This window comes from Paeniglutamicibacter kerguelensis (assembly GCF_017876535.1).
Classification (GTDB): domain Bacteria; phylum Actinomycetota; class Actinomycetes; order Actinomycetales; family Micrococcaceae; genus Paeniglutamicibacter; species Paeniglutamicibacter kerguelensis.
The window spans coordinates 1,049,592-1,073,740 of record NZ_JAGIOF010000001.1 but is presented as its reverse complement, the minus strand read 5'-3'; the positions used below and the strand labels follow the sequence as shown (position 1 = coordinate 1,073,740).

Genomic DNA, 24,149 nt, shown 5'->3' with positions numbered 1-24,149 from the left:
TCATTTGAGGGCCTCCAGGCTTTCCTCGTTGTTTTCCTTGGACTGTTCCGCAAGCGTGGTGCGAACCACTAGTTGCTGCAGCGGAACCGGGGAGAGTTCGAGTCCCAGTTCGGCTGCCATCTCCCGCTGGGTGCCGGTGAGCCTGGCCTTGATGGTCACCGAGGCCAGGGAACCGAGCGAATCGCGGTGCAGCACCTCGTAGCCGTCGATGAACGCGCTGACCTTCTCCGAGTTGCCGGTGACGGCCACCGCGGATCCCCGCAGCATTTCTGCATCCTCATCGAGCATGATCCTGCCCTTGTCGATGACCACCACGTGTTCAAGCAGGTTCGCGATCTCGTCGATCAAGTGGGAGGACAACACGATCGTGCGCGGATATTCCGAGAAATCCTCCACCAGGCGGTCGTAGAAGATCTGCCTCGCCACCGCGTCGAGCCCGAGGTACGGCTCATCGAAGAAGGTGATTTCGGCCCGGGACGCCATGCCGATGATGACGCCAACTGCCGAAAGCTGTCCGCGGGAGAGTTTCTTGATCCGGCGCTTCAGCGGCAGGGAGAACTCTTCCACCAGGCGGTCGGCAAGTTCCTGGTTCCAGTTTCCGAAGAAGAGCGAGGCCGCCATGAACGCCTGCTTCGGCGTGAAGTCGTCCGGGTACTTCTGGGATTCGCGGATGAAGCAGATCCGAGAGAGTGTTTCATCGCGTTCGAACGGGCTGCTTCCGTAGATCAGCGCTTCGCCGCTGGTGGGGTACCCCTGTCCGGTCAGGATGGACATCAGGGTCGTTTTGCCGGCACCGTTGCGCCCCAGCAATCCGTGGATCCTGCCTTCCTGGAGCGTGAGTGAAATGCCGTCCAACGCATTGAGTTCCTTGTAGGCCTTGACGAGGTTGCGAACCTCGATGGCGGGTACCGGTCGGTCGTTCATCGGATGCCGCTCCCTTCAGCTGTTTCTGCGATCAGTGATTGCTTGATCATGAGGCTCAGCTCCTCGCCGCCAATGCCGAGCTTCCGTGCTTCCCGGGCCAGCGGCTGGATGTACTGTGCCTGAAAATCCTTGCGGCGGAGGTCGAGCAATCGGTCTCTTGCTCCGGTTGAAACAAACATGCCAATTCCACGTTTCTTGTACAGGATTCCACTTTCAACCAAGAGATTGACGCCCTTGGCGGCGGTGGCTGGATTGATGCGGTAGTAGGCCGCGAATTCGTTGGTGGAGGGAACCTGCGACTCCTCGCCGATAATTCCCGAAACGATGTCGTTTTCGATCAGCTCGGCGATTTGCAGGAAGATCGGCCGGGAATCATCGAACACGCCCATGGGGCACTACCTCCGAGGATTCCCATTCGCAACCACTTGGTTGGTTCAGTGGTTCATTACTCATGTAACTAACCTAGATTCGGGTGCGCCCACTGTCAAGATCCGAACGACAACGTATTTCACGGCCTCGTTGGTTTTCCGGGCAGCAAAAAACCCGGTCGTTGCGCACCCCCGTTAGGGGGCGGCGACGACCGGGTTCCGAAAAATCCGATTACACGGCGTGCCCGCTAGTCGACGTTTTCGCTCTCGTACTCGGGCTGAAGCGGTAGGTCCTTGCTCTTGCGCTTGCGAAGCTTGAGCACCAGCCACAAGGCAACTAGCAGGACAACGGCAACGATGACGATCTTCTGGAAGACATCGGCGTAGGTTTCGACTATGTGCCAGTTTTCGCCCAGGTAGAAGCCTGCAAGCACGAAGATCGAGTTCCAGATCAGCGAACCGGCCGCCGTCAGCCCCAGGAACTTGCCCTGGTTCATCTTGGTGATGCCCGCCGGAATCGAAATCAGCGAACGGAAGATCGGGATCATGCGGCCGAAGAACACGGCCTTGGAACCGTTGCGGTCAAACCAGCCCTCGACCTTGTCCACGTCGTCCAGGTCCACCATTGGAAGCCAGCCGAAGATCTTGCGGGTGCGCTCACGCCCCAGCGCGCGGCCCACCCAGTAGAGGGCGTAGGCACCGAAAATCGAGCCAAGCGTGGTCCACAGAAGCGCCTCGAAGAGCGAGAACGATCCGCGGCTCGCGGTGAAGCCAGCAAGCGGCAGGATCACCTCGGAGGGCAGCGGAGGGAACAGGTTCTCCATGGCGATGGCCAGCGCGGCGCCGGGGGCGCCGATGATTTCCATCAGGCCCACGGCCCAGTCGGCAAATCGGGTGATCAGGCTGTCGCCGGAGGAATCGGCGGTGGCGGCCTGTAGCGCAATCAGAGTCGTCATCACTACATAGTGTCCCTTACCTGTCCGGAAGTTTCCTGTGACGATCGCCGTGATGTGGCGAACGCCTCACGGATGACACACATATGATCAGCACATGAAGCCAGCAAGCGCCCGGAACCCGGAAATCATTCGCATGTTTCCCGACTATGCCGACACCGTGCTCTGGGTCGACGGTCCGGTCGATTATTCGGAAACCGGGTTGAGCGCGGGACTTGTTGACGGCCTGCGGGCATGGGAGCAGTCCTACTACGACGGGCTCAACCGCGACTACGCATTTCGCTCGAGGGAGCTTGAGCTGGAGTTCGTCCAAGCAGGCATTCACCTCGCCAAGCTGGTTTCCTCGGAAATCGGTTCCGGCCATGTCATCGAGTATCTCGATGCCAAATTACTCAAACACCCCGTGTTTTTCCAAGGCCCGGGGACCGCGTCCAACCCGGCGGCAGCCAAGTGCTTCGACGATCTGGTGGTAGCCAAACGGCAGTCGGCCCGGGATCTTAGGGAAATGTTGAAGGATGGCCCCTACTACGCCTATGCGCCACTGAGAGGTGCGGTGTTTGACCCGCAGGGGGTACTCGAAGGACCTGGCAAAGTCTCGAAAGGGCAAAAAGTAGTCTGCCACCCGGCCATGGGTTCCCCGCCGCGTGCCTCAGGAGGTCGCCGACGGCACGCCCCTGTCCGTCTTGGCGACGCTGAGCAGCAATGCCGATTCCTCGAGGGCGGTGATCTGCGAAGTTCCGGACGGCATGACCAGCAGGTCGCCGGTGCGGCCTTCCCAGTGCTGCTCCCCCGAGCTCAGCCGGATGCGACCGCTGAGCACCATCACCGTGGCTTCGCCCGGGTTGATGTGCTCCTTGAGTTCGGTGCCGGCCGCCAGGCCCATGACGGTTTGCCGCAGCGTGTGTTCGTGCCCGCCGAAGACGGTGCTGGCACTGCGCCCGCTGGAAGCCGTCGCGGCCGTGCGCATCTGCGTGCGTGCGATGGCCGTGAGTGAAAACTTTTTCATGCTGCCCCGATTCCCGCGTTCTCCGATGCCCAATGTCTACCCGGTGTCCCGCGCCCCGGTCAAGGATCCGATCGCGGGTCACCGGGCGGGGAAGCAAAAAATGCGTTGGCGCCCCGGATTTTCGGGGCGCCAACGCATTGGGGGTTCGTTGCGTTTAGCGCGACTGGTCTTCGGTGAGCGCGCGAACGATCTGCGGCAGCAGGCCGCGGAATGCGCGCCCGCGATGGCTGATCGCGTTCTTTTGCTCGCTGGTCAGCTCGGCCACCGAAACGTCGTAGCCATCCGGCTGCACGATCGGGTCGTAGCCGAAGCCGCCGTTGCCCCGGCGCTCGCGCAGCAGCGTGCCGGCCAGATGCCCGAGCTCCACCGCAAAGTACCCGCCCGGGGTTGCCAACGCGGCGGCGCACACGAACGAGGCACCGCGATGCTCGTCCTTGACGTCGCCAAGCTGGGCCAGCAGCAGGTCGATGTTTGCCTCGTCGTCGCCGTGGCGGCCGGACCAGCGCGCCGAGAAGATGCCCGGAGCCCCGCCCAGCACGTCGACGGACAATCCGGAATCGTCGGCAATGGCAATCAGGCCGGTGGCGGCGGTGACGGCGCGGGCCTTGAGCAGCGCATTGCCTTGGAAGGTCACCTCGTCCTCGACCACGTCGGGTGCGCCGACCGCGGAGGCGTCAACCACCTGGGTGTCGACGTCGAGCCCGGGAACCTGGCCGCGCAGCAGCTCGCGCAATTCGCGCAGCTTGCCCTTGTTGTGGGTGGCAAGCACCAACCGCGGGCTTACGCTCATGCGTTTTCGCCCAGGGTTTCGCGCTGGATGCGGGCCAGCTCGGTGGTGCCGACCAGCGCCAGGTCCAGCAGCGCGTCCAGTTCGGCGCGCTTGAACGGTACGCCCTCGGCGGTGCCCTGCACCTCCACGAAGTCGCCGCCACCGGTGACCACGACGTTCATGTCGGTCTCGGCGTCGACGTCCTCGACGTAGGGAAGGTCAAGCATCGGGGTGCCCGCGATGATGCCCACGGAGATCGCGGAGACCGAGTCGGTGAGGACCGTGGCGTTCTTCTTGACCAGGTTGTTGGCCTTGGCCCACTCGATGGCCTCGGCCAGCGCCACGTAGGCGCCGGTGATCGCGGCGGTGCGGGTGCCGCCGTCGGCCTGCAGCACGTCGCAGTCGAGGACGATGGTGTTCTCGCCCAGTGCCTTGGTGTCGATGACGGCTCGCAGCGAGCGGCCGATCAGGCGGGAGATCTCGTGGGTGCGGCCGCCGATCTTGCCCTTGACCGATTCGCGGCCGTTGCGGGTGTTGGTGGCGCGCGGCAGCATCGCGTACTCGGCGGTGACCCAGCCGGTGCCTTCCCCCTTGAGCCAGCGCGGCACGCCGGCGGTGAAGGAGGCGGTGCACAGCACCTTGGTGTTGCCGAATTCGATGAGGGCCGAGCCCTCGGCCTGCTTGGACCAGCCACGGGTGATGGTGATCTCGCGGAGTTGGTCTACCGCGCGCCCGTCGGCGCGCACTGCTGCGGAAGTCGATGCTGAAGTCATGGCTTCAAGTCTAGTGCGCACATCCAACGGGACCGCACCCCGGTGCCCCTCGGAGCCGGCGTGGCCGCGGGACGGCAAAGGCGTACCCGGTTCCACCGACATACGGCGGGACCGGATGCGCCTTCGCGCCAAGCAACGGCGCGGCCCTACTTCTTGCTGGGGTCGATGCCCTGCCACTCGCGGGTGGGCGCCGATCGCACGATCGAGACCGGTGCGGTCGGCAGCGCCTTGGGGGTGCCCAGCTGGGAACCGGACCAGACGCCGTAGGTGACACCGGAGACCGCCACAGCAATGCCGCCGGAATAGACCTCCTTGGCCTCTTTGACCACGGTGTTGATGTCGGTCCAGACGGGGACGTGGGTCAGCAGCAGGCGCTCGACCCCGGCCTCCGTCGCGGCCTGGCCGGCGCGGCGGCCGGTCAGGTGCACGCCCTTGATGGAATCGTCGCGGCCTTCCTGGAAGGCTGCCTCGCAGAGGAACATGTCCGCGCCCTGGGCGGCCTCGATCAGGCCCGGGCAGGAATCGGTGTCGCCGGAGTAGGTCAGCACGGAGGTGCGCATGGTGCCGTCCGCCATCGGCTCGGTGGCCTCAACACGCAGCGCGTAGGACTCCTCGATGGGGTGCAACACCGGGTACGGCGTGATGGAGAACGGGCCGATCTTCACCGGCTCATGGGCCTTCCAGTTCTGGAAGTCGAAGTCCGGGTGCATGCCCTCTTCCAGCGGAAGGCCGTAGGCCGTGGCCATGCGGTCCGCCGTCGCCGCGGGGCCGTGCACGAGCATGCGATCACGGCCCCAGCCGGCCGGATCCCAGCGGATGGCAACGTGCATGCCGCACAGGTCCATGCAGTGGTCGGGGTGCAGGTGCGAGATGAAGATCGCGTCCAGGTCCTTGATGTCCGTGTAGCGCTGGAGCACGCCAAGCGCCCCGGAGCCCAGGTCCAGAAGAATCTTCCACTGGCGTTCACCGTCGAACGCACTGACAAGATAACAGGAGGCGGGCGATCCCGGACCGGGGAATGACCCGGTACAGCCTATGATCGTCAGCTTCATGACACACTCGCTTTCGAAAGGGCGACCATTGCCGGAGTGATCATGGCAATGGAGCCGGTCGGATAGTGGGCGGCGACGTGGTCGACCTGTTCAACCGCCAAGACTTCGGGGCCCAGGAAACGCCGGGCCAAAACCTCAAAACTTGCCGCGTTCCCGGTGGCCAGGAACTGGTGTGTGGGGGCCGCGGTCTCGTTGCGGGCCAATTCGTGGCGCATCAGCGCGCGGTAGACGTCCTTGGCCGTTTCCTCGGCGCTGGAGACCAGGGTGACGTCCTCGCCCATGACGTAGGAGATCACGCCGGTGAGCAGCGGGTAGTGGGTGCAGCCGAGCACCAGGGTGTCGACGCCGGCGGCCTTCAGCGGGGCCAGGTACTCCTCGGCGGTTTCCATGAGCTCGGCACCGGTGGTGATGCCGTTCTCGACGAACTCGACGAAGCGCGGGCAGGCCGCAGAGGTGATCGAAAGGTGCGGGGCCGCGGCAAATGCGTCCTCGTAGGCACGCGATCCGACGGTGGCCAGGGTGCCGATGACGCCGATCCTGCCGTTGCGGGTGGCGGAGACGGCGCGGCGCACCGCGGGCTGGATGACCTCGACCACGGGGATGCCGTAGCGGGCCGTGTAGCGTTCGCGGGCATCGCGCAGAACGGCGGCGGAGGCGGAGTTGCAGGCGATGACCAGCAGCTTGACCCCCGCATCGACGAGTTCGTCCATGACGCCGAGCGCGTTGGCGCGGACCTCGGCGATGGGAAGCGGCCCGTAGGGCGAGTTCGCGGTGTCCCCCACGTACATGGTGGATTCGCCGGGAAGCTGGTCGATGATGGCACGCGAAACGGTCAGGCCGCCGACGCCGGAATCAAAGATGCCGAGCGGGGCGCTGGCCCGGGGCCTGTCGAGTGGGAACGTTTCGCTGGTGGACGCACTTGTCATGGTCTACGAAGACTACTAGGTGGGCGCGCCTAACAACTAGCAAGCACGCCACACTGTAGCCCAGCTCACAATGATTTCAGCATGGCCTGCATGAGGGATTCCTGCAGCCAGGTGACGAAATTGTAGACAAGGGCGAGGTACTCGTCGACGGTTTCGGCCTTGGACCAGTCGTCCTGGGCGTGGATGCGCTCGGCGTCCTCCTCGGATTCCAGGCCCAGCCGCTCGGCCAGCACCAGGCGCACGTCGTTGATTGCCGCAGCAAAGCGCGGGGCAGTCTCCTCGTTGAGCAGGAGGGTGGATGACTCCATGAGCAGCGCGGCCTCGCGCAGCGCACCGATCTTGCGTTCCCGGATGCCGCGTTCGCTCAGGCGCCGGAACTCCAGGGCCGCGATCGGGTCGTTCGGGTCCGCATCGGGAAGCAGGCGCTTGGTGGCCCGGTCCGTGGGGGCCGCGAAGTGGTCCTTGTGGGCGTTGGGGTCAAGACCCACCATCGCCCACAACGGGTCCTCGTCCGCCTCGCGTTCGGGTTCGAGCAGCTGGATGACGTCTTCGAAGAGCCCGCGCAACAGCTTTCGCTCGGCACTCTCCAGGGATGCGGAGTACCCACGCATGGTGTTCTTGAACGCTCGTGCCATGGTTATGCGGCGTCCGCCTTGGAGAGGGTCGCCCACAGGCCGAAGCCGTGCATTGCCGCGACATCGGCCTCGATCTTCTCGCGGGTGCCGGTGGAAACCACGCTGCGGCCCTGCTGGTGCACCTGCATCATCAGCTCGTCGGCCTTGGCCTCGGAATAGCCGAAGTAGGAGCGGAAGACGTAGCTGACGTAGCTCATCAGGTTGACCGGGTCGTTCCAGACGATCAGGACATAGGGTTGGTCGGCTTGCAGCGCTTGAACCTGCTCTACGTGCTCAAGCACATCGGGCATCGCAGTCATGAATGGCATGCTCCCATTCTACGACCGCGCGCGGTCCGCGCGAACCGCCGTACCCGGCAACCGCCAAGGGGCGGAAACCGGCTGGCAGGTCTAGAGTATCTACTAAGATACCGGCGGCGCAGCACGCTCCTGACCAGCTCACATGCGTCTGACCTCCGGCAACACGAGCCCGTGGGATTTGCCTGAGCGGCAGCACCACCACTTCCCCATTGCGAGGAGCCAACCGCATGTGGCAGCAGCCAACCTCCCTGTTCACCGACCATTATGAGCTCACCATGCTGCAGGCCTCCCTGCACTCCGGCGCCGCACACCGGCCCAGCGTGTTCGAGGCCTTCGCCCGCCGCCTGCCGGAGGGCCGGCGCTACGGCGTGGTCGCTGGAACGGGGCGCATCCTGGAGGGGCTCAAGGAGTTCCGTTTCGGCGAGGAACAGCTGGCCTTCCTTGCCGAAACCCGGGTGGTCGACGAGACGACCCTCGACTACTTGCGCAACTTCTCCTTCAGCGGAAACATCTACGGCTACGCCGAAGGGGAAATCTACTTCCCCAACTCCCCCGTGCTGATCGTCGAATCGACATTTGCCGAGGCCTGCGTGCTGGAGACCTTCATCCTGTCGGCGCTGAACCACGACTCGGCGATCGCCTCCGCGGCCTCGCGCATGATCGCTTCCTCCGGCACCCGCCCGTGCATCGAAATGGGATCACGGCGCACCCACGAGGAATCGGCGGTTGCCGCCGCACGCGCCGCGATCATCGCCGGGTTCGACTCGACCTCCAACCTGGAGGCCGGCCACCGCTACGGGTTGAAGACCGTCGGCACCGCAGCCCACTCCTTCACGCTGCTTCACGATTCCGAACGCGCCGCCTTCAAGGCCCAGGTCGCCTCCATGGGCGCCGGCACCACGCTGCTGGTCGACACCTACGACGTGGAGGCCGGCGTGCGGGCCGCGGTTGAGGTCGCCGGCCCGGAGCTCGGCGCCGTGCGCCTTGACTCGGGCGACCTGGTGGAGCAGGCCCGCTGGGTCCGCGACCTGCTCGATGACCTGGGCAACGAGAACACCCGCATCCTTGTCACCTCCGACCTGGACGAGTACGCAATCGCCGCGCTGCAGTCCGCCCCCGTTGACGCCTACGGCGTGGGCACCTCGCTTGTCACGGGTTCGGGGCACCCCACCGCCTCGATGGTCTACAAGCTGGTGGCCCGCCACAACGACGCCGGGGAATTCGTCTCGGTGGCCAAGGCCGCAAAGAACAAGGCCTCGGTCGGCGGCCGCAAGTTCGCGCTGCGCCGGCTCAACGAGCGCGGGCGCGCCACCGAGGAACTTATCGGCGTCGGCGAGCTTCCCGCGGCGGACGCGAACGATCGCGTGCTGCTTGAACAATTCGTCGTCAACGGCGAAATCCAGGCCGGCTGGACCGGCGCGGAGGGCGTGCGCCGGGCGGCCAAGCGGCACAAGGACTCCATCTTGGAGATGCCCGGCAGCTCGCGGCGCCTGCAGCGCGGCGAGCCGGTCATCCCGACCGTTTACATCGACTGACCCCCGGGCCGGTGCCCGCCGGCGGCGTTGTGCGCACACCGAAAGGAAAGCAACCATGAGCAGCGAACCAATGAACCAGGCGGGGTCCCCCGCGGCACCGCACCCCGCGGCACGCGCGCTGGTCATCGTGGATGTGCAGAACGACTTCTGCGAGGGCGGTTCGCTCGCCGTTGCCGGCGGCTCCGTGGTGGCGACCGCCATCGCGGAGGACCTGCTGGCGCGGCGTGCGAGCTACTCCGTGGTGGTTGCCACGCAGGATTGGCACATCGATCCGGGAAGCCACTTCTCCGAAACACCCGACTTCGTTGAGGCCTGGCCCGTGCACTGCGTCGCGGGCAGCGATGGCGCGGCCCTTCACCCGAACCTGGCCCCGGCCGTGCACCTGGTCGATGCGGCATTCCGCAAAGGGCGCTTCGCCGCGGCCTACTCAGGGTTCGAGGGGCGCCTTGCCCTCGCCGGTGCCGGGGACGACGACGAGTCCGGACCGCTGCTGGGCGACTGGCTGCGCGATCAGGGCATCACCGCCGTGGACGTGGTGGGCATCGCCGCCGACCACTGCGTGCGTGCCACGGCCCTTGATGCCCGGAAACTGGGCTTCAATACGACGGTGATTACCCCGCTCACGGCATCGGTGAATCCCGCAAACAACGCGGCCGTCTTCGCGGAACTGCGCGCCGCGGGCGTCACGGTGCTGAGCCTGGGCTAACAACCGCGCCCGCGCCGCGGTCAGTTTCGGTTCAACCCGAACTGCCTGGTGAGAAACGCACGTTTGTAGTGCGCCTCGGCACCATCGACTTCTGCCGTCGAGGTGCCGGGGCTGAACACCCTCAGGATGCTGAACTGGAAGTGCTTCCGATGCGACATGTCCAGGGCATCCAGTTCGCGCAGCGCGACGTTGCCGCCGTGGCCGGTCTTCGCATAGGAGCTCCAGCGCCCCAGGATGCGCTCTGCCCCGTCGGCCTTTCCCACATACAGCTGTCCGGTGCTGGTGTCCGCAATCAGGTAGACGCCTTGAACGGATTTGAGCACTTCTCGCCAGGATTCGTAGCGGGAGTCCTCAATGACCGCCTGCAGCTCGCTGAACGAGAGGAGGAGGTTGTCGAAACCGGGGAAAGCTTCGGCCTGGGCGTCAGCGATCTCTTTTACCTCGAAGCCGGTACCCTGCTCGGCTCGTTTCGCCCAGTTGACCGGGTCGTTGGACCATTCGACGACCAACCGGTTTTGAAACGCGGCAAGGATCGACGATGGCCGGAGGTCAAAGCTGCGACGAACCTCCGTGCGGTCCTCCATGACTTCGCCGTGGTTCTCGTAGGCGCCGAGGAATCTCGATCGCCGGCCGCCGGCCGCGATGAAGTTCAGCCAGATGAATGGCGGTTTCTTGCCCACCTTGTTCGTCCGCCCCTGCCAACGCACGTATTCAAGGATCTTCTCCGGCGTCAGGTCCGCGGGCCCGGTCAGGCCCGTGGCCGTGTAGGTGTGCCGCAGGAGCAGAATGTTGCTGGGCTCGACTCCAGTGGTGTCGAGGATGTTGCCAAGCGTGAGGTGCCCTTCGAAGGACTTTGTTGGTTGGGCCTGGCTGATGTTGGTATCCATTCGCTGGTTCCTGGCTATTGCTCTCAATGCGTTCCCATAACAAGTGGGCGCCCCTGTGTTCAGGACGCCGGCTGATGCGTTGTGCTGATGGTCGCCGACCTTGAATGCCCAGCGTTCGACCTCGTCGAAAACCTGCCCGTCGATAACTTGGCACCCACGAGCCACGCCAAAGTGCTCATGCAGGCCAACCAGTAGCTTGTGGGCCGCCAAAGTTGCCAGGTGACCAACTTTAGCGCTGTCGGGCTCCGGTTTGCGGCTGGCTGCTGCCCGGGTTCCCGGCGCCGACATCGGTGGCTTCCACGGTCGGTGAATCCGAGATCAGGAACTGTTCGTTTCCTCGCCCGGGCGCGCAAACTCCGACGGATTGCGCACGAGGCCAGCTGGATCCGTGGCTGGAGAAAGAAGTGGTGCAAGGCGACTCCCTCGGAGAGCCGCCTTGCACCACCTTCTTACTTGATCTACTTCTTGCCGATGAACCAGCCCTGCAGCTTGTTCAGGCGCGTTTGCAGCTGCTCGGCGTTGGCCTGGGCAACGGCCGGGCCGCCGCAGACCTCGCGCAGCTTGGTGTGGATGACCCCGTGCGGGGTTCCGGTGCGTGCGCTCCAGGCCGAAACGTTCTTCGACAGCTGGGAACGCATGTCCATGAGCGCGCGGTGGTCGATGACCGGTGCCGCCGCGGCTTCCTCGTGGCTCTTGCGCACCTTGCGCCGGGTGACCTGTTCGGCCTGGCGCTGGCGCAGAAGCACGCCCACCTGCTCGGCGTCCAGGAGTCCGGGAATGCCCAGGAAGTCCTGTTCCTCCTCGGAGCCCACCGCGCCGCCGGTGCCGAACTCGCCGCCGTCGAAGAGCACACGGTCGAAGGACGCGTTGGAATGCAGGGCCTCGAACTTCTGCTTGTTCAGCTCGTCGCTGGCCTTTTCCTCGCGGTTGGCCTCGGCAACGAGGGCATCCTCGGGGTTGTAGTCCGGGTCATCGACGTGCTTTTCGGGGCGGTCCAACGCGTGGTCGCGCTCTGCTTCCATCTCGTTGGCCAGGGCCATGAGGATCGGCACGGAGGGCAGGAACACGCTGGCGACCTCGCCGCGCTTCCGGCTTCGCACGTAGCGGCCGATGGCCTGGGCGAAGAAGAGCGGGGTGGAGGTCGACGTCGCATACACGCCCACGCACAGGCGCGGCACGTCGACGCCTTCGGACACCATGCGCACGGCGACCATCCAGCGGCTGTCGCCGGCGGAGAACTCGTCGATCTTCTTCGAGGCGCCGGCGTCGTCGGACAGGATCGTGGTGACCTTTTCGCCGGTGATCTTCTCCAGCTGTGCGGAGTAGGCGCGGGCGTCCTCGTGGTCGGTGGCGATGACCAGGCCGCCGGCGTCGGGCACGGTGCGGCGGACCTGGGTCAGCCGCTTGTCCGCGGCGGCGAGCACCGAGGGGATCCATTCGCCGGCCGGGTCCAGCGCGGTGCGCCAGGCGTGCGCGGTGATGTCCTTGGTGAAGCCCTCGCCGAGCTGGGCTTCCATTTCCTCGCCGGCGCTGGTCTTCCAGCGCATGGAACCGGAGTAGGCCATGAACAGCACCGGGCGGACCACGTGGTCCTTCAGCGCGTTGCCGTAGCCGTAGGTGTAGTCGGCCTTGGAACGGCGGATGCCGTCGGGCCCTTCCACGTAGTCGACAAACGGGATCGCCGCGGTGTCGGAGCGGAAGGGGGTTCCGGTCAGGGCCAGGCGTCGGGTGGCCGGCTCGAAGGCCTCGCGGATGCCGTCGCCCCAGGAAAGCGCGTCGCCGCCGTGGTGGATCTCGTCGAGGATCACCAGGGTGCGCGCGGCCTCGGTCTTGGCGCGGTGCAGCAGCGGCTTGGAGGCCACCTGGGCATAGGTGAGAACCACGCCGATGTAGCCGTCGCCGTGGCGGCCGTCCGCGTTCTTGAAGTTCGGGTCGATGGACAGGCCCACGCGGCCCGCGGCATCCGCCCACTGCTTCTTGAGGTGGTCGGTGGGGGCGACGACGATGATGCGGTTGACGGTCTTTGCGTCCACCAGCACCTTGGCAAGTCGCAGTGCAAAGGTCGTCTTGCCTGCACCGGGGGTTGCCACGGCCAGGAAGTCCTGCGGCTGGGTGGTGAAGTACTTATCGAGTGCCTCGGCCTGCCAGGCACGCAGCTTGGGGCCCGTGCCCCAGGCGGCTCGTTCGGGATAAGCCGGAGGAAGACGATCCTCCATGGGCAGTTTGTCTCCAAGGGAGAACAACGTATCTGTCATGCACACACCCTCCGTGGCGCTAAGGAACCATCGCCCGCGCAAAAGCGCACGGGTTGGCCAGGGACTTGATTGGTGTGGGTGTTACTTCTTGCCCTTGTCTCCGCCGCCGGAGAGGGACTCGTAGATTTCCTTGCATTCCGGGCAGACCGGGAACTTGTTCGGGTCGCGGCCCGGAACCCAGACCTTGCCGCACAGGGCAATCACCGGGTCGCCGGAGAAGGCGGACTCCATGATCTTTTCCTTGCGCACGTAGTGGGCAAAGCGCTCGTGGTCGCCGGCCTCCACTTCCTGGGCAACTTCGGTGCGCTCGATGGTCGTGGCACCGCCGCCGGAAGTCGTACGCGGGTCGTCTTTGAACGGATCTAGGGGCATGCTCATGTCCACCAGTCTAACAACCCGGACACCGAAACAGGGTGAATCCGGTGGTGCGGTAAGTCGCACCACCGGATGCCTATTTGTTGACCATGACCGCCTGCATCAGTTCCGGCATGCGGTTTTCCAGCCAGCGGCCGCCCAGCCGGATGCCGACAATGAGCAGCACCACACCAAGGACGATGCCCACGGGCAGCGCCAGCCAGCCGTAGAGCGCCTGCCCGGTGACGACCTGCGCGACGGTGAAGCCCAGTGCGGGAACCAGCAGCACGAACATGATGCCGAAGGTGCAAAGCTGCACCACCGCCATGCGAGCCCCGGCACCGGGAGGGGTCTTGAAGGGGCTCTCCCCCGGCAACGGCACCGAATAGGTGAATCGGGCCGAGGAGACCGAGGCAACGCCCAATCCGGAAAGCAGCGCCCCCAGGGAGAGCCCGATCAAGGCAGGCAGCAGTTCCGTGCGCCCCAGGAAGACCGCGGGCAGGATCGCCGCCAGCAGCGTCACGGGCAGCGCAAACAAACCGCAAGCAATCACCCGCCCGGCACGGTCGGCCACGCCGCTGACACCCGTGAGCACGTGGAGGGAAAACGCCGTCGAGTCGTAGGAGACATCGGCCGAGATCGAAAACGCCAACAGGATGGCCAGGAACGGGCCGAGCCCCAGCATGATCGTTCCGGTTCCCGAGTTCGAGGAAGCGAACCAGAGGATCACGGGCAGCAGCGGGACAATCACGATGCTCGCCGCATAGCGCGGGTCCTTGAGCCAGTAGGTCAGTGCGCGGGCAGCCACCGCCCCGGTGGGAGTGGCTGGGAAGAAGTTGAAGAGACCCATGCCCACGGCCTTGCCGCTGGCGGCCGGGGCGACCGGCGTCTCCATGGCCTTGTGCAGGGAACGCTCCCACGCCCACACCACCAGGCCAAGGTAGGCCAGCCCCAGCAGGAAGCGCAGCAGGCCCGGCAGCGGCGTCCCGGAGGCCAGGTCTCCCGGGACGGCGGCAAAGACGCCCAGCGGCGTCCAAGCCAACACCTCGGCGACCTGCGGTAGCCAGCCGAGCGCCGATTCGAATCCGCCGGAAACGGTTCCGATGATCGGGCCCAGCAGGATCAGCGGGACGATGGCGATGATGCCGGCAACGTCGCGGAAGCGCCTGGATCCGGTCAAGCGGGTCATGGAAGTGGTGGTCAGCCGGGCCAGGGCCAGGCACATGAGTGCCGCCAGGACGCCGCAGACCACCGCGGCCGCCAACGCCGCCGCGTCAAAGCGCCAGGCCAGGAACTGCGAGCCCATGAGCAGCAGGGTGAGCAGGCCCGGGATGCCGATGAACCCGGAAAGCAGCAGCCCGGCGGCGAGCTTCGGCCGGGAAATCGTGAAGGTCGTGAAACGCGCCGGGTCAAGGGTCAGGTCCACGCCGAAGGCGACCAGCGGGATGACGGCCCAGCCCAGGGTGATGAGCGAAACGGCCAGCACCAGGTACATGGCGATGTCGCTCGGTTCCATGTCCGCCAGGAACACCAGCCCGACGATGAGCATGGCGATGATGCCCAGGCCGTAGAGCCCGCCGATGATGACACCGACCAGCTGCCAGGGGCTGCGCCTGAATGAGTTGCGCAGCAGCTGGAGTTTGAGGGTCAGGAGGTGTGCAACCACGAGAGCCCCTCATTCGATCCGCGCCCGCCGACAAGGTCGACAAAGCGGTCTTCCAGGGACATTTCGCCGCGAACCTCGTCCACGGATCCCGCGGACAACAGGTTGCCGTCCGCGATCACCGCGACGTGGCTGCACATGCGCTGGACCAGGTCCATCACGTGGGAGGAAACGATGACGGTGCCGCCGTGGGCAACGTAGTCGCTGAGGATGTCGCGGATGTTTGCCGCCGAGACCGGGTCGACGGCCTCGAACGGCTCATCGAGCACCAGCACGCGCGGGGAGTGGATCAGCGCCGTGGCCAGCGCGATCTTCTTGGTCATGCCGGCCGAGTAGTCGACAACCAGCTTGCTTCCCGCATCGGCCAAATCCAGCACGCGCAGCAAGTCGTCGGTGCGCGTATCGACCGTTGCCCGGTCCATGCCGCGTAGCAGTCCCGAGTAGGTGACAAGCTGGCGGCCCGAGAGCCTGTCAAAGAGGCGCACGCCGTCGGCAAGCACGCCCAAAGAGGCCTTTGCCTTCGCGGGTTCGGCCCAGACGTCGATCCCGTGGATCCACACCTGGCCCGTGTCGGGGCGCATGAGCCCGGTGGCCATGGACAGCGCGGTGGTCTTGCCCGCGCCGTTGGGCCCCACCAGGCCAAAGAATGATCCGGTGGGCACATCGAGGGAAATGCCGTTCACCGCTACTTTTTCGCCAAATCGCTTGCCCAGCGTACGAATCGACAGGGCCGCCGTGCCGGGATCCAGGTAAGAGTTGCTCATGGCTAAAAAGTACCAGTGTGACGGAACCAAAGTAGTCATCCGAACGGACTAATCCAGAGGTCAACCCGGGCTTCCGCAACTAACGGTATGCTCGCGGGAGCTAATCCATTTGCGTTAGGTTAGCCATGCCTAATAAATTGTCGGGCGATGAGCATACAACCAGCCCTGGCCGCAGTCGTCTTCGCCGCCGAATTGGCGCGCTTCGGGAACCGGACCGCGATCCACCATGACCGCGGCTCGCTGAGCTATGCCGAGCTTGCCGACCGCGTGGAGTCGACCGCACGCTCCCTGGGGCCGGTGCGGCGGCTCGTCGCGCTCGAGGCCGGGAACACCCTGCCATCCCTGGTTGCCTATCTTGCAGCACTCACCGCCGGACACCCGCTGCTGATCCTGCCCGCGGGCGGGGGCGATGCCGCGGCCGCGCTCATCGAAGCCTACGACCCGGACGTGGTCATCACCTCGGCGGGGCGGGAATCCCGGGTGCAGGAGCGGCGTGAGGGCACCGGCCACCGGCTGCACCCCGAACTTGCACTGCTGCTGAGCACCTCGGGCTCCACCGGCTCCCCCAAGCTGGTCCGCCTCTCCGCCACCGGGATCCAGGCCAACGCGCAGGCAATCGCCGAATACCTCGGCCTGCGCCCCGGCGACGTGGCGGCCACGACGCTGCCGCTGTCCTATTGCTACGGAATGTCGGTGGTCAACAGCCACCTGGCCGTGGGTGCCGCGATCGCGTTGACCGATGCCTCCGTGGTCGACCCGTGCTTCTGGGAGCTCATGCACGCGCGGAAGGTGACATCCTTCGCCGCCGTCCCCTACACCTTCGACTTGCTGGAACGGGTCGGGTTCGCCGAGATGGAACTGCCGGCCCTGCGCCAGATCACCCAGGCGGGCGGGCGCCTTGCCCCGGAGAAGGTGCGCTCCTACGCGCAGCTGGGCCAGGGCCGCGGCTGGGACCTGTTTGTCATGTACGGGCAGACAGAGGCCACGGCGCGCATGGCCTACCTGCCGCCGGACCTCGCCGAGACCCACCCCGCGTCAATCGGCGTCCCCATCCCGGGCGGCGAATTCCACCTTGAACCGGTTCCCGGGCTTGACGCCTCGGAACTTGTCTACACCGGCCCCAACGTCATGCTCGGCTACGCCGAATCCCCCGGGGACCTGGCCGCCGGACGCACGGTGGAGAGGCTGCACACCGGCGACCTGGCGCGGCGCACCCCCGAGGGCCTGTATGAAATCACCGGCCGGCGCAGCCGCTTCGTGAAGATCGTCGGGCTGCGCGTGGACCTGGGACAGGTGGAGCGCAAGCTCACCGCCCTGGGAGTTGCGGCGTCGGTCGCCGGCACCGACGAGCGCATCGTTGCGGCGGTCGAAGGCGGCCACGACCTGCCGATGCTTGCCGGGATCCTGGCCCGGGAGCTGGGGCTGCCGCGCGGGGCCGTGGCGCTGCACCCGGTGGAGGAACTCCCCCGGCTGGCCAACGGCAAACCGGACTACCCCGCGGTGCTGGCCATGGGCGGCACGCCCGCCTCAGCCGACACGTCCTCCCCCGGCTCGCCCTCCTGCCCGGACTCGTTGCCGTCGGCGGCCACGCGGCAGGACACCGTCCGCTTGGCGATCGCCGACGCGCTGGAGCGCGGGGACATCGCCGGCACCGACACCTTCGTGTCCCTGGGCGGGGATTCACTGTCCTACGTCGCGGCCTCCGTCCGCCTCGAGCAGTTGATGGGCACCCTGCCGCCCGGATGGCACCTGATGCCGGTGGCGGAGCTGGAAGCACTTGCCGGGGCGCCGCGCCGGGAAGAAACCGGCAACAAGGCCCTTCGCGCGCTGCGGTCGCTGGTGCCGCCGATGGACACCGGGATCGTGCTGCGCGCCGTAGCAATCGTCTTCATCATCTCCTCGCACATCGACCTGTTTGAATGGCAGGGCACCGCACATGTGCTCATGGGACTTGCCGGCTACAACTTTGCGCGCTTCATGCTGGCGGGCACGCGGCCCGAACGGTTGCGCCGGCAGCTGCGCGCCGTGGTGCGGATCGTGGTTCCCACCGTGTCGATCGTCGCGCTGGGCTTGATGGTGACAGAGAAGTACAACTGGACCAACATACTCCTGCTGAACTCGCTGCTGGGAACACCGAAATTCGGCACCAACGAGCATTTCTGGTTCGTGGAGGCCCTTGTCTACATCCTGCTGGGGCTTGCCGTGCTGCTGGCCGTCCCCGCCGCCGACAGGGCCTTGCGCAGGTGGCCCTGGGCGTTCCCGATGGCGCTTGTCGGGCTCGATCTGCTGCTGCGCTTCGATGTGATTGTCCTCCGGATGCCGTGGCAGGGCCCGATGCTGTGGCTCTTTGCCCTGGGCTGGGCCGCCGCGGCCTCCCGCACGGCGTGGCAGCGCGCGGCCGTCTCGGCGGTGACGCTGCTCTCCGTTCCCGGGCTGTTCGACAACGACCTGCGCAACGCCACCATCATGGTCGGCATGCTGATGGTCATCTGGATCGCCACCATCCCCGTCCCGCGTTTCCTGCACCGCGCGGTATCGGTGCTGGCCGGCGCCTCGCTGTACATCTACGTTTCCCATTGGCTGGTCTTCCCGCTGTTCGACAAGAAGTACCCGGCCCTGGCCGTCGCGGTCTCGCTGGTTGTCGGCATCGTCTACGGCACCCTCGCCACCCGGGCCATGAACCTGGCCGAATGCTTCCTCGCAAACCGGCGGTCCGGCCGCAGCACAGAGAGCATCCCGAAGGAACAACCATGATCGATTCCCTGGCACAGGCGCCTGCCGCCGAGCAGCCCGTGCTCCCTGTCGGGGAAGTGACCAGCCCCGAGCCGGCCCCTTCCCGCAAGGCCCGTGCATCCCGTGCCTTGCGGGCTTCCGGGAAAGCACAGGCCCGGCGCGCGGCGCTCGCCGGCCTTTGCATGGCGGGCTGGTCGGCGTCGGTGCTGGTCGGCCACAACATGGACACCGCCCAGGAGGTGCACCGCATCGGGCTGGCCGTGCACATCCTGGCGCTGGTCATCTCGTTCGGCACCATCCTGGTGATCGACTGGATCGGCCTGCTCTGGCTCATGGGCAAGCGCGAGATCCACGAACCCGGACGGCTTGAGTCGGCCGCCAAGCCGTTGATCTGGGGAGGGCTGGCCATGCTGCTGGCCTCCGGCGCGTTCATCAACCCGGACCTGGGCAGCATTCCCACCCGCGTGAAGCTGGTGTGCGTGCTGGTGCTGATGCTCAATGGCCTGGCCATCGCGCCGCTCATGCACTGGCTGCTGGCCATGCCCAGCACCACCCGGTTCGGCGAGGTCGCCCGCGGCCTGCGCGCCCGGCTGATGGTCGCCCTCACCGTGTCCCAGGCCTGCTGGTGGACAGCGGTGCTCATCGGCCTGCTCAACAGCACGCTGCGGCGCTGGACCGGAAACTGAGAAGGTCCGGAAGCTGAAAACACGCAAAATGGGGAGGCCGGTCCAAGACCGGCCTCCCCATTCGCTTGCCTTGGCGGATCCGACCGCCGGGTCCTGCTAGAAGAGCACGCGTGCAAGCTTCTGGCGCGATGCCACGACGCGCTCGTCGTGGACGCCCACGATCGAGTACAGCTCGACCAGGCGAGCCCGGGCAACCTCGCGCTCGTCGCCGAAGTTGCGGCCGATGAAATTCACCAGCCGGCCAAAGGCGTCCTCGACGTGGCCGCCCACGACGTCCATGTCGGCCACGGCCAGCTGGGCCTCCAGGTCGTCGGGGTTCGCGGCGCCCGCGGCGCGGACCGCGGCCAGGTCCTGGTCCTGGGTGCGCATGAGCAGGCGCACCTGGTTCAGGCCGATGGCGGCGTCGGTGTCATTGGGCTTGTCGTTCAGGGCGTGCTTGTACGCGATCTCGGCTGCCTGGAAGTCCCCCGCCTCGATGGCGTCAAGGGCCGCCTGGTGCAGCGGCGGCAGCGGCGCCTCTGCGGGCGCCGCCCCGGTGCTGAAGGGCGCAACGGTTCCCGAGACACCGTGCTGGATGCCCAACGACAGCAATTCGTCGAGCAGCGACTGGATCTGGGAGACCTCGGCGCTGCCCTGGAACATCGGAACGGGCTGCCCGTTGATCAGCGCGATGACCGAGGGAACCTGGGTGACCTGGAACGCCTGGGCGATCGTCGATTCGGTTTCGGCATCCACGGTGGCCATGACGACGGAGCCGTTCTTGGCGTTGACCACCGAGGCCAGCAGCCCGTCGAGCTGGACCGAGGCGGGAGAGCGCGGGCTGCCGAGGGACACGATCACCGGAACCTGCTGGGAAATGGCAACGATTTCCGGGAAGAGTTCCTGGTTGATCGTGCGCACCCAGCTGGGGGCGTTGTTCTCCGGAGCATCGATCCGCTCCGGGTGAACCTTTTTCAGGGCCGCCAGATCAATGGCGCCGCGCGACGATGGTGCAGTGGGTTCAGGCATGCTGGAGGTCATGCCTCTACTTTAGGCCGCTGCACGCCCGCTGGGAAAACCTGCGCCGACAAGAAAGGCGAAGTGGACCGAAATTTTCTTTCGATCCACTTCGCCCTGGCCAGACAGGCCCGAACGGGCCCGCCGTGGTTACTTCAGCAGGCTGGCACGCCTGGTGACGACTTCGGCAGCAACGACGCTCACCTTCTCCTTGGAATCCGCGGCCGGGATGAACAGCAACATCGGCTCGCCGTAGGTGATGGAAATGCCCTTCTTGGTTTCCTTGGCCCCGGTGATCTTTGCCGTTGTCGAATCCAGCCCGATGGTTCCGCCGGTTTCCTTGGGCCTGGCAGTGGTCTCGGACGTGATGTGGCCGGAGACCAGTGCACCGCCGCCGGGAACGGCCAGAACGGTGGTCTGCTTGTCGTTGACCGTGCGCTTGAACGCGATCTTCGCGTCCTTGTTGGCCTTCACCAGGTCGGCCTGGCCCTTGGCGTTGAGAGTCAGGAAGGCGCTCTTGGAGAAGTCGTCGGCAAACTTGGACTTCTCGTCATCCATGACGCTTGCCAGGCGGGTCAACGCCTCCTGCGGGGTCATGGTCAGGCCCTCGGCATCGCTGGTTGCCATCTGCACCGCCGGGTCGCCCACGGCAATGCCCGGGAAGGTCGAACCCGGGAGCATTGGCGTTGCAAATACGAGCTTGTAGTCCTCGCGGGGTCCGGCCTGCGTCAGGGTCATCGCCATGGGGATCGTCGAAGCCTCGGAGTCCTTGGCCGTGACAACCATGATGGAACGCGGGAACGTGGAGGCACTCTGGGTCGGCACGGCCGCCGACCGGATGACAGAGGTGTTGACCGCCGGCAGGGGATCAAGCTTCACCCCGTCGTTGCGGAGTCCGTAGTTTTCGGCGCGCAGGATCTTCAGTGCACCCGCGGTGCGTTCGTCGAGGTCCTTGGCGTCCTTGGACTTGTCGGCGGTTGCAACGGATGTCGAGATGGCTTCAAGGATCCGCTCGAGCTGGGCCTGCATCACCACGGGGTAGACCTCCTGCTCCTTGTTCGCGCTCTCCTTGGGGCTCGGGGCAGCACTGGCCAGTGCCGGGGTTGAGGGCAGCACAACCAGGGCGAGGACGCCAAGGGTTGCCACAACCTTCTGCGTGGCCGAGGAGCCCTTGGGGTCCTGGGGTTCCTCAACCTGCGGAAGCGTCCCGGTTGCAGCTTCGGCTTCACGGCTTGCCGCACGGCGTCCGCCGCCGGAACCGCCACGCGGCTTGGGGCGGAAAACCATCCCGGCCAGGCCGCCGGCAATCAGGAGCGCACCGATGATGATCAGTGGCATCGACAGCGGGGTCGCCGTGTCGCCGGGCCAGGTGACGGTGATATCGGTCGGAGCAGCGGCCTTGCCGTCTGCGGCCACAAGCAGAGTCCAGGAACCGTCGTCGGGGTTCGTCCAGTGGTATGTCAGGGTTTTGTCGGCCGTTTCGGTGGCTTCGAAGATGTCGCCCCCGACGGGATCCGGCACGCTTTCCTCGCCAGTCACGGCGCTCGCTTCAAGCACTTGGTCGGCGGCGTTGACGCCCGTGACGTTGGTGTGCGCAGCCTTGCCCACCCATGCCTCGGCGTCGGAGCTACGCACCATCGATGCGCTGAATTTGCCTTCGCCGTTGATGGTGATCACCGCCGGCTGCCCGGAAACCTTGCCCACGTCGGACTGGATGAGAGTCACTGGGGCTGCGGCCGGAGGCTGGGAGAAGGAAGCGGTCAGCGTCTCGGGCGGAGCCCAGATGGTACGCTGACCGATGCCCACTACCAGGGCTACCAGCCCAAGAATGATCGCGATCGCTGAAAAGATCTTTCGCACAATTACACCTAACGGAACGGGGGTCGAGAATCGGCCTCAGTGCGCCAACCGAAAATAATTCGAAATGGTGGCACACCCCAAGTCTAACGAGTGGGCACCACCAAGTGTTCCAAGATGTAACCAGAACCACCACAGTATTCGACGCCGGACCCAGCCGGTTCGATGCCCCTACACGCCACCGCCCAATGCCTCTGGCAAAGCGCAAAAGGTACTAGGCTCGGGCTGTGACTACTCATGATGGGGACGAAGCAAAAGGACCGGCAGTGCCCCCCAACGGCCCAAACGACTCCACCGACGCGACCCCCGAGATTCCCGGGAAACTCACGGATAACCCGACGCAGTCCGGCACCCAAGCGGGAGATGGCGCAGCATCGACGGCACCGTGGTGGCGTCGCGTGATCGGCCGGGCACAACACACCTTGGATTCGCGCATCAAGCCTCCGGAGAATTTCGGGTTCCCTCCGGATCCCGGACACGAGCTCGGGGAACCAGAGCCCGAAACCCTCAACGGTTCCCGGTCGCACCCGGTGGCCTTCGGATTCCTCTTTACCGTCGGTGTCGGGCTCGCATTGCTTGGATTCTTCCTGCTCACCAACGTGGGTTCACTGATGATTTGGATATCCATCGCCCTGTTCATCGCGCTGGGCCTGGATCCGGTGGTGCGCTACTTTGTGGGCAGGGGCCTTTCACGCATCGCCGCCGTCTTGATCACCATGGCCTTGCTTCTGGGAGTCGCCGGAGGATTCATCGGCATCATCATCCCGACGATCGTGACCCAGACGGCACAGTTCATCGAACGGGCCCCGAGCATCGTCGACGATTTCCTGAAGTCGGAATTCTTCGTTTCCCTGGACCGGCAATACCAGGTCTCCGACCGCATCAGCCAGGAAATCGGCAAGTTCTTCACCGACACCGGTGCCGTGGGCGGAATCTTCGGCGGCGTCCTGGGTGTCGGCAGCGTGGTGGCGCAGGGCCTGTTCGGCGTCTTCATTGTGCTGGTGTTGGCGATCTACTTCCTCGCCTCGCTTCCGGCGTTCATGGCCTTCTGCTACAGGCTTGCCCCGCGCTCCAAGCGGGCCAGGACCGAGAAGCTTGGCAACACCATCACCCGCTCGGTCGGCAACTACGTCATGGGCCAGGCCGTTGTCGCGGTGCTGAACGCCACGGTCGCGCTGATCCTCATGAGCATCCTCAACGTCCCGTTCGCCGCCCTGCTCACCCTGATGGTCGCCATCCTGGCGTTCATCCCGATGGTCGGCGCGGCAATTGCCGGCATCCTGGTGTCGCTGATCTCGCTGACCCTGGGATGGCAGACCGCGGCCGTCTACGCGATTTGCTACTTCGGCTACCTGCAGCTCGAGGCCTACTTCATCTCCCCGAGAATCATGCAGAAGGCCGTCTCCGTGCCCGGTGCGGTGGCCGTCATCTCCGTGATCGCCGGCGGCACCCTCATGGGCGTGGCCGGGGCTTTGATGGCCATTCCCACGGCCGCCGCCGCCATGTTGCTGCTGCGCGAGGTCTTCATCGCCCGTCAGGACCACCGCTAGCCGCAGCAGGTGGCGCCGGCTAGTACCGGCTAGTACTTGTAGGAACGGGAGTCCCAGCACTTGGAATGCCAGTGCCTGCGGGCGGCGGCAGAGGCGTCGTCACCGGACCAGTGGTCTGCGCGCCATGCCACGACGTGTTCGATTCCTGGCTTGATGAATTGGTCGCAGCCCGGGCACTTGTAGGTCTTGGCGGCCCCCGTGGCCGAAATCTTGCGCACGTGCCACTGCCCGTCCGGCGCGTCCTGCAGGCGCTGCACGCCGTAGCGGGCCTTCTCCAGCCAGGGCTCGTCGCTTCCGAGTTCCGGGCGGGTCCATTTGTTGGACCGTCCCCCACGCGGTGCGGGGGCGGTTGAACGTCGGGGGCGATTCGAGCGGGCCATATGTCAATTCTCCCCCAAGTCTCAGCGGCGCCTGTGCCGCTGCCCACTCTTGGCCATTGCCGGGGCCCGAAACCCGGT

Annotated in this window: 23 protein-coding genes; 5 read left to right on the top strand and 18 right to left on the bottom strand. The window is 65.7% G+C overall.

Annotated elements, in window-relative coordinates; all coding sequences use genetic code 11:
- The 10 genes from JOF47_RS04835 to clpS all read right to left on the bottom strand — a co-directional run bounded on the left by JOF47_RS04835 (position 1) and on the right by clpS (position 7,705).
- Positions 1–924, bottom strand: a complete 924-nt coding sequence (locus tag JOF47_RS04835; protein ID WP_209996297.1) for an ABC transporter ATP-binding protein — start codon at positions 922–924, stop codon at positions 1–3.
- Positions 921–1,313: a GntR family transcriptional regulator gene (locus tag JOF47_RS04830; protein ID WP_209996296.1), complete on the bottom strand. Its 393-nt coding sequence runs from the start codon at positions 1,311–1,313 to the stop codon at positions 921–923. Before JOF47_RS04830 ends, JOF47_RS04835 begins: the two co-directional genes overlap by 4 nt.
- A gap of 227 nt (positions 1,314–1,540) precedes the next feature.
- Positions 1,541–2,248: a DedA family protein gene (locus JOF47_RS04825; protein WP_209996295.1), complete on the bottom strand. Its 708-nt coding sequence runs from the start codon at positions 2,246–2,248 to the stop codon at positions 1,541–1,543.
- 646 nt (positions 2,249–2,894) lie between these two features.
- Positions 2,895–3,251, bottom strand: a complete 357-nt coding sequence (locus tag JOF47_RS04820; RefSeq protein WP_209996294.1) for a cupin domain-containing protein — start codon at positions 3,249–3,251, stop codon at positions 2,895–2,897.
- 154 nt (positions 3,252–3,405) lie between these two features.
- Positions 3,406–4,041: an RdgB/HAM1 family non-canonical purine NTP pyrophosphatase gene (gene rdgB / locus JOF47_RS04815; RefSeq protein WP_209996293.1), complete on the bottom strand. Its 636-nt coding sequence runs from the start codon at positions 4,039–4,041 to the stop codon at positions 3,406–3,408.
- Positions 4,038–4,793 (bottom strand): ribonuclease PH, encoded by a 756-nt coding sequence (gene rph, locus JOF47_RS04810; RefSeq protein ID WP_245356256.1) that lies wholly within the window; start codon positions 4,791–4,793, stop codon positions 4,038–4,040. The genes rdgB and rph overlap by 4 nt, the downstream gene beginning before the upstream one ends.
- A 146-nt stretch (positions 4,794–4,939) precedes the next feature.
- The gene (locus JOF47_RS04805; protein ID WP_209996292.1) at positions 4,940–5,845 is read right to left on the bottom strand and encodes an MBL fold metallo-hydrolase; all 906 of its coding nucleotides are present in this window, start codon (positions 5,843–5,845) and stop codon (positions 4,940–4,942) included.
- Positions 5,842–6,771, bottom strand: coding sequence for a glutamate racemase (murI, locus tag JOF47_RS04800; protein WP_209996291.1), 930 nt, complete (start codon positions 6,769–6,771; stop codon positions 5,842–5,844). The genes JOF47_RS04805 and murI overlap by 4 nt, the downstream gene beginning before the upstream one ends.
- A 65-nt stretch (positions 6,772–6,836) precedes the next feature.
- Positions 6,837–7,406 (bottom strand): DUF2017 domain-containing protein, encoded by a 570-nt coding sequence (locus tag JOF47_RS04795; protein WP_209996290.1) that lies wholly within the window; start codon positions 7,404–7,406, stop codon positions 6,837–6,839.
- Positions 7,407–7,408: 2 nt separating this feature from the next.
- Positions 7,409–7,705, bottom strand: a complete 297-nt coding sequence (clpS, locus tag JOF47_RS04790) for an ATP-dependent Clp protease adapter ClpS (RefSeq protein WP_210001408.1) — start codon at positions 7,703–7,705, stop codon at positions 7,409–7,411.
- Between the two features lie 227 nt (positions 7,706–7,932).
- Here clpS and JOF47_RS04785 point away from each other — a divergent pair, with 227 nt between their 5' ends.
- Both JOF47_RS04785 and JOF47_RS04780 read left to right on the top strand, forming a co-directional pair.
- Positions 7,933–9,240, top strand: a complete 1,308-nt coding sequence (locus JOF47_RS04785; RefSeq protein ID WP_209996287.1) for a nicotinate phosphoribosyltransferase — start codon at positions 7,933–7,935, stop codon at positions 9,238–9,240.
- 55 nt (positions 9,241–9,295) lie between these two features.
- The gene (locus JOF47_RS04780; RefSeq protein WP_245356255.1) at positions 9,296–9,946 is read left to right on the top strand and encodes an isochorismatase family protein; all 651 of its coding nucleotides are present in this window, start codon (positions 9,296–9,298) and stop codon (positions 9,944–9,946) included.
- Between the two features lie 20 nt (positions 9,947–9,966).
- Here the strand turns inward: JOF47_RS04780 and JOF47_RS04775 are convergent, their stop codons facing one another.
- The 5 genes from JOF47_RS04775 to JOF47_RS04755 all read right to left on the bottom strand — a co-directional run bounded on the left by JOF47_RS04775 (position 9,967) and on the right by JOF47_RS04755 (position 15,869).
- Entirely contained in the window at positions 9,967–10,833 is an 867-nt protein-coding gene (locus JOF47_RS04775) for a GIY-YIG nuclease family protein (protein WP_245356254.1), read from the bottom strand.
- Between the two features lie 458 nt (positions 10,834–11,291).
- On the bottom strand, positions 11,292–13,088 hold the full coding sequence (locus JOF47_RS04770; RefSeq protein ID WP_209996286.1) for a DEAD/DEAH box helicase: 1,797 nt from the start codon (positions 13,086–13,088) through the stop codon (positions 11,292–11,294).
- Between the two features lie 81 nt (positions 13,089–13,169).
- Positions 13,170–13,466 (bottom strand): DUF3039 domain-containing protein, encoded by a 297-nt coding sequence (locus tag JOF47_RS04765; RefSeq protein WP_209996285.1) that lies wholly within the window; start codon positions 13,464–13,466, stop codon positions 13,170–13,172.
- A 73-nt stretch (positions 13,467–13,539) separates the two neighbouring features.
- Entirely contained in the window at positions 13,540–15,108 is a 1,569-nt protein-coding gene (locus tag JOF47_RS04760; RefSeq protein WP_209996284.1) for a transporter, read from the bottom strand.
- Positions 15,090–15,869 carry an ABC transporter ATP-binding protein gene (locus JOF47_RS04755; RefSeq protein WP_209996283.1) on the bottom strand — a complete coding sequence of 260 codons (780 nt, stop codon included), beginning with the start codon at positions 15,867–15,869 and terminating at the stop codon, positions 15,090–15,092. The genes JOF47_RS04760 and JOF47_RS04755 overlap by 19 nt, the downstream gene beginning before the upstream one ends.
- A 147-nt stretch (positions 15,870–16,016) precedes the next feature.
- On the opposite strand from JOF47_RS04755, the gene JOF47_RS04750 reads away from it, so the two are divergent.
- A complete protein-coding gene (locus tag JOF47_RS04750; protein ID WP_209996282.1) occupies positions 16,017–18,623 on the top strand; it encodes an AMP-binding protein in 2,607 nt (868 codons plus the stop codon).
- Positions 18,620–19,288: a hypothetical protein gene (locus JOF47_RS04745; protein ID WP_245356253.1), complete on the top strand. Its 669-nt coding sequence runs from the start codon at positions 18,620–18,622 to the stop codon at positions 19,286–19,288. Before JOF47_RS04750 ends, JOF47_RS04745 begins: the two co-directional genes overlap by 4 nt.
- 96 nt (positions 19,289–19,384) lie before the next feature.
- On the opposite strand, the gene JOF47_RS04740 is transcribed toward JOF47_RS04745, so the two are convergent.
- Together JOF47_RS04740 and JOF47_RS04735 are read right to left on the bottom strand one after the other, a co-directional pair.
- The gene (locus JOF47_RS04740; RefSeq protein WP_245356252.1) at positions 19,385–20,308 is read right to left on the bottom strand and encodes a tetratricopeptide repeat protein; all 924 of its coding nucleotides are present in this window, start codon (positions 20,306–20,308) and stop codon (positions 19,385–19,387) included.
- 126 nt (positions 20,309–20,434) lie between these two features.
- Positions 20,435–22,144: a hypothetical protein gene (locus JOF47_RS04735; protein WP_209996281.1), complete on the bottom strand. Its 1,710-nt coding sequence runs from the start codon at positions 22,142–22,144 to the stop codon at positions 20,435–20,437.
- Positions 22,145–22,368: 224 nt separating this feature from the next.
- Here JOF47_RS04735 and JOF47_RS04730 point away from each other — a divergent pair, with 224 nt between their 5' ends.
- On the top strand, positions 22,369–23,691 hold the full coding sequence (locus JOF47_RS04730; RefSeq protein WP_342592712.1) for an AI-2E family transporter: 1,323 nt from the start codon (positions 22,369–22,371) through the stop codon (positions 23,689–23,691).
- Positions 23,692–23,720: 29 nt separating this feature from the next.
- On the opposite strand, the gene JOF47_RS04725 is transcribed toward JOF47_RS04730, so the two are convergent.
- The gene (locus tag JOF47_RS04725) at positions 23,721–24,071 is read right to left on the bottom strand and encodes a hypothetical protein (protein WP_209996280.1); all 351 of its coding nucleotides are present in this window, start codon (positions 24,069–24,071) and stop codon (positions 23,721–23,723) included.
- Positions 24,072–24,149: the final 78 nt, after the last annotated feature.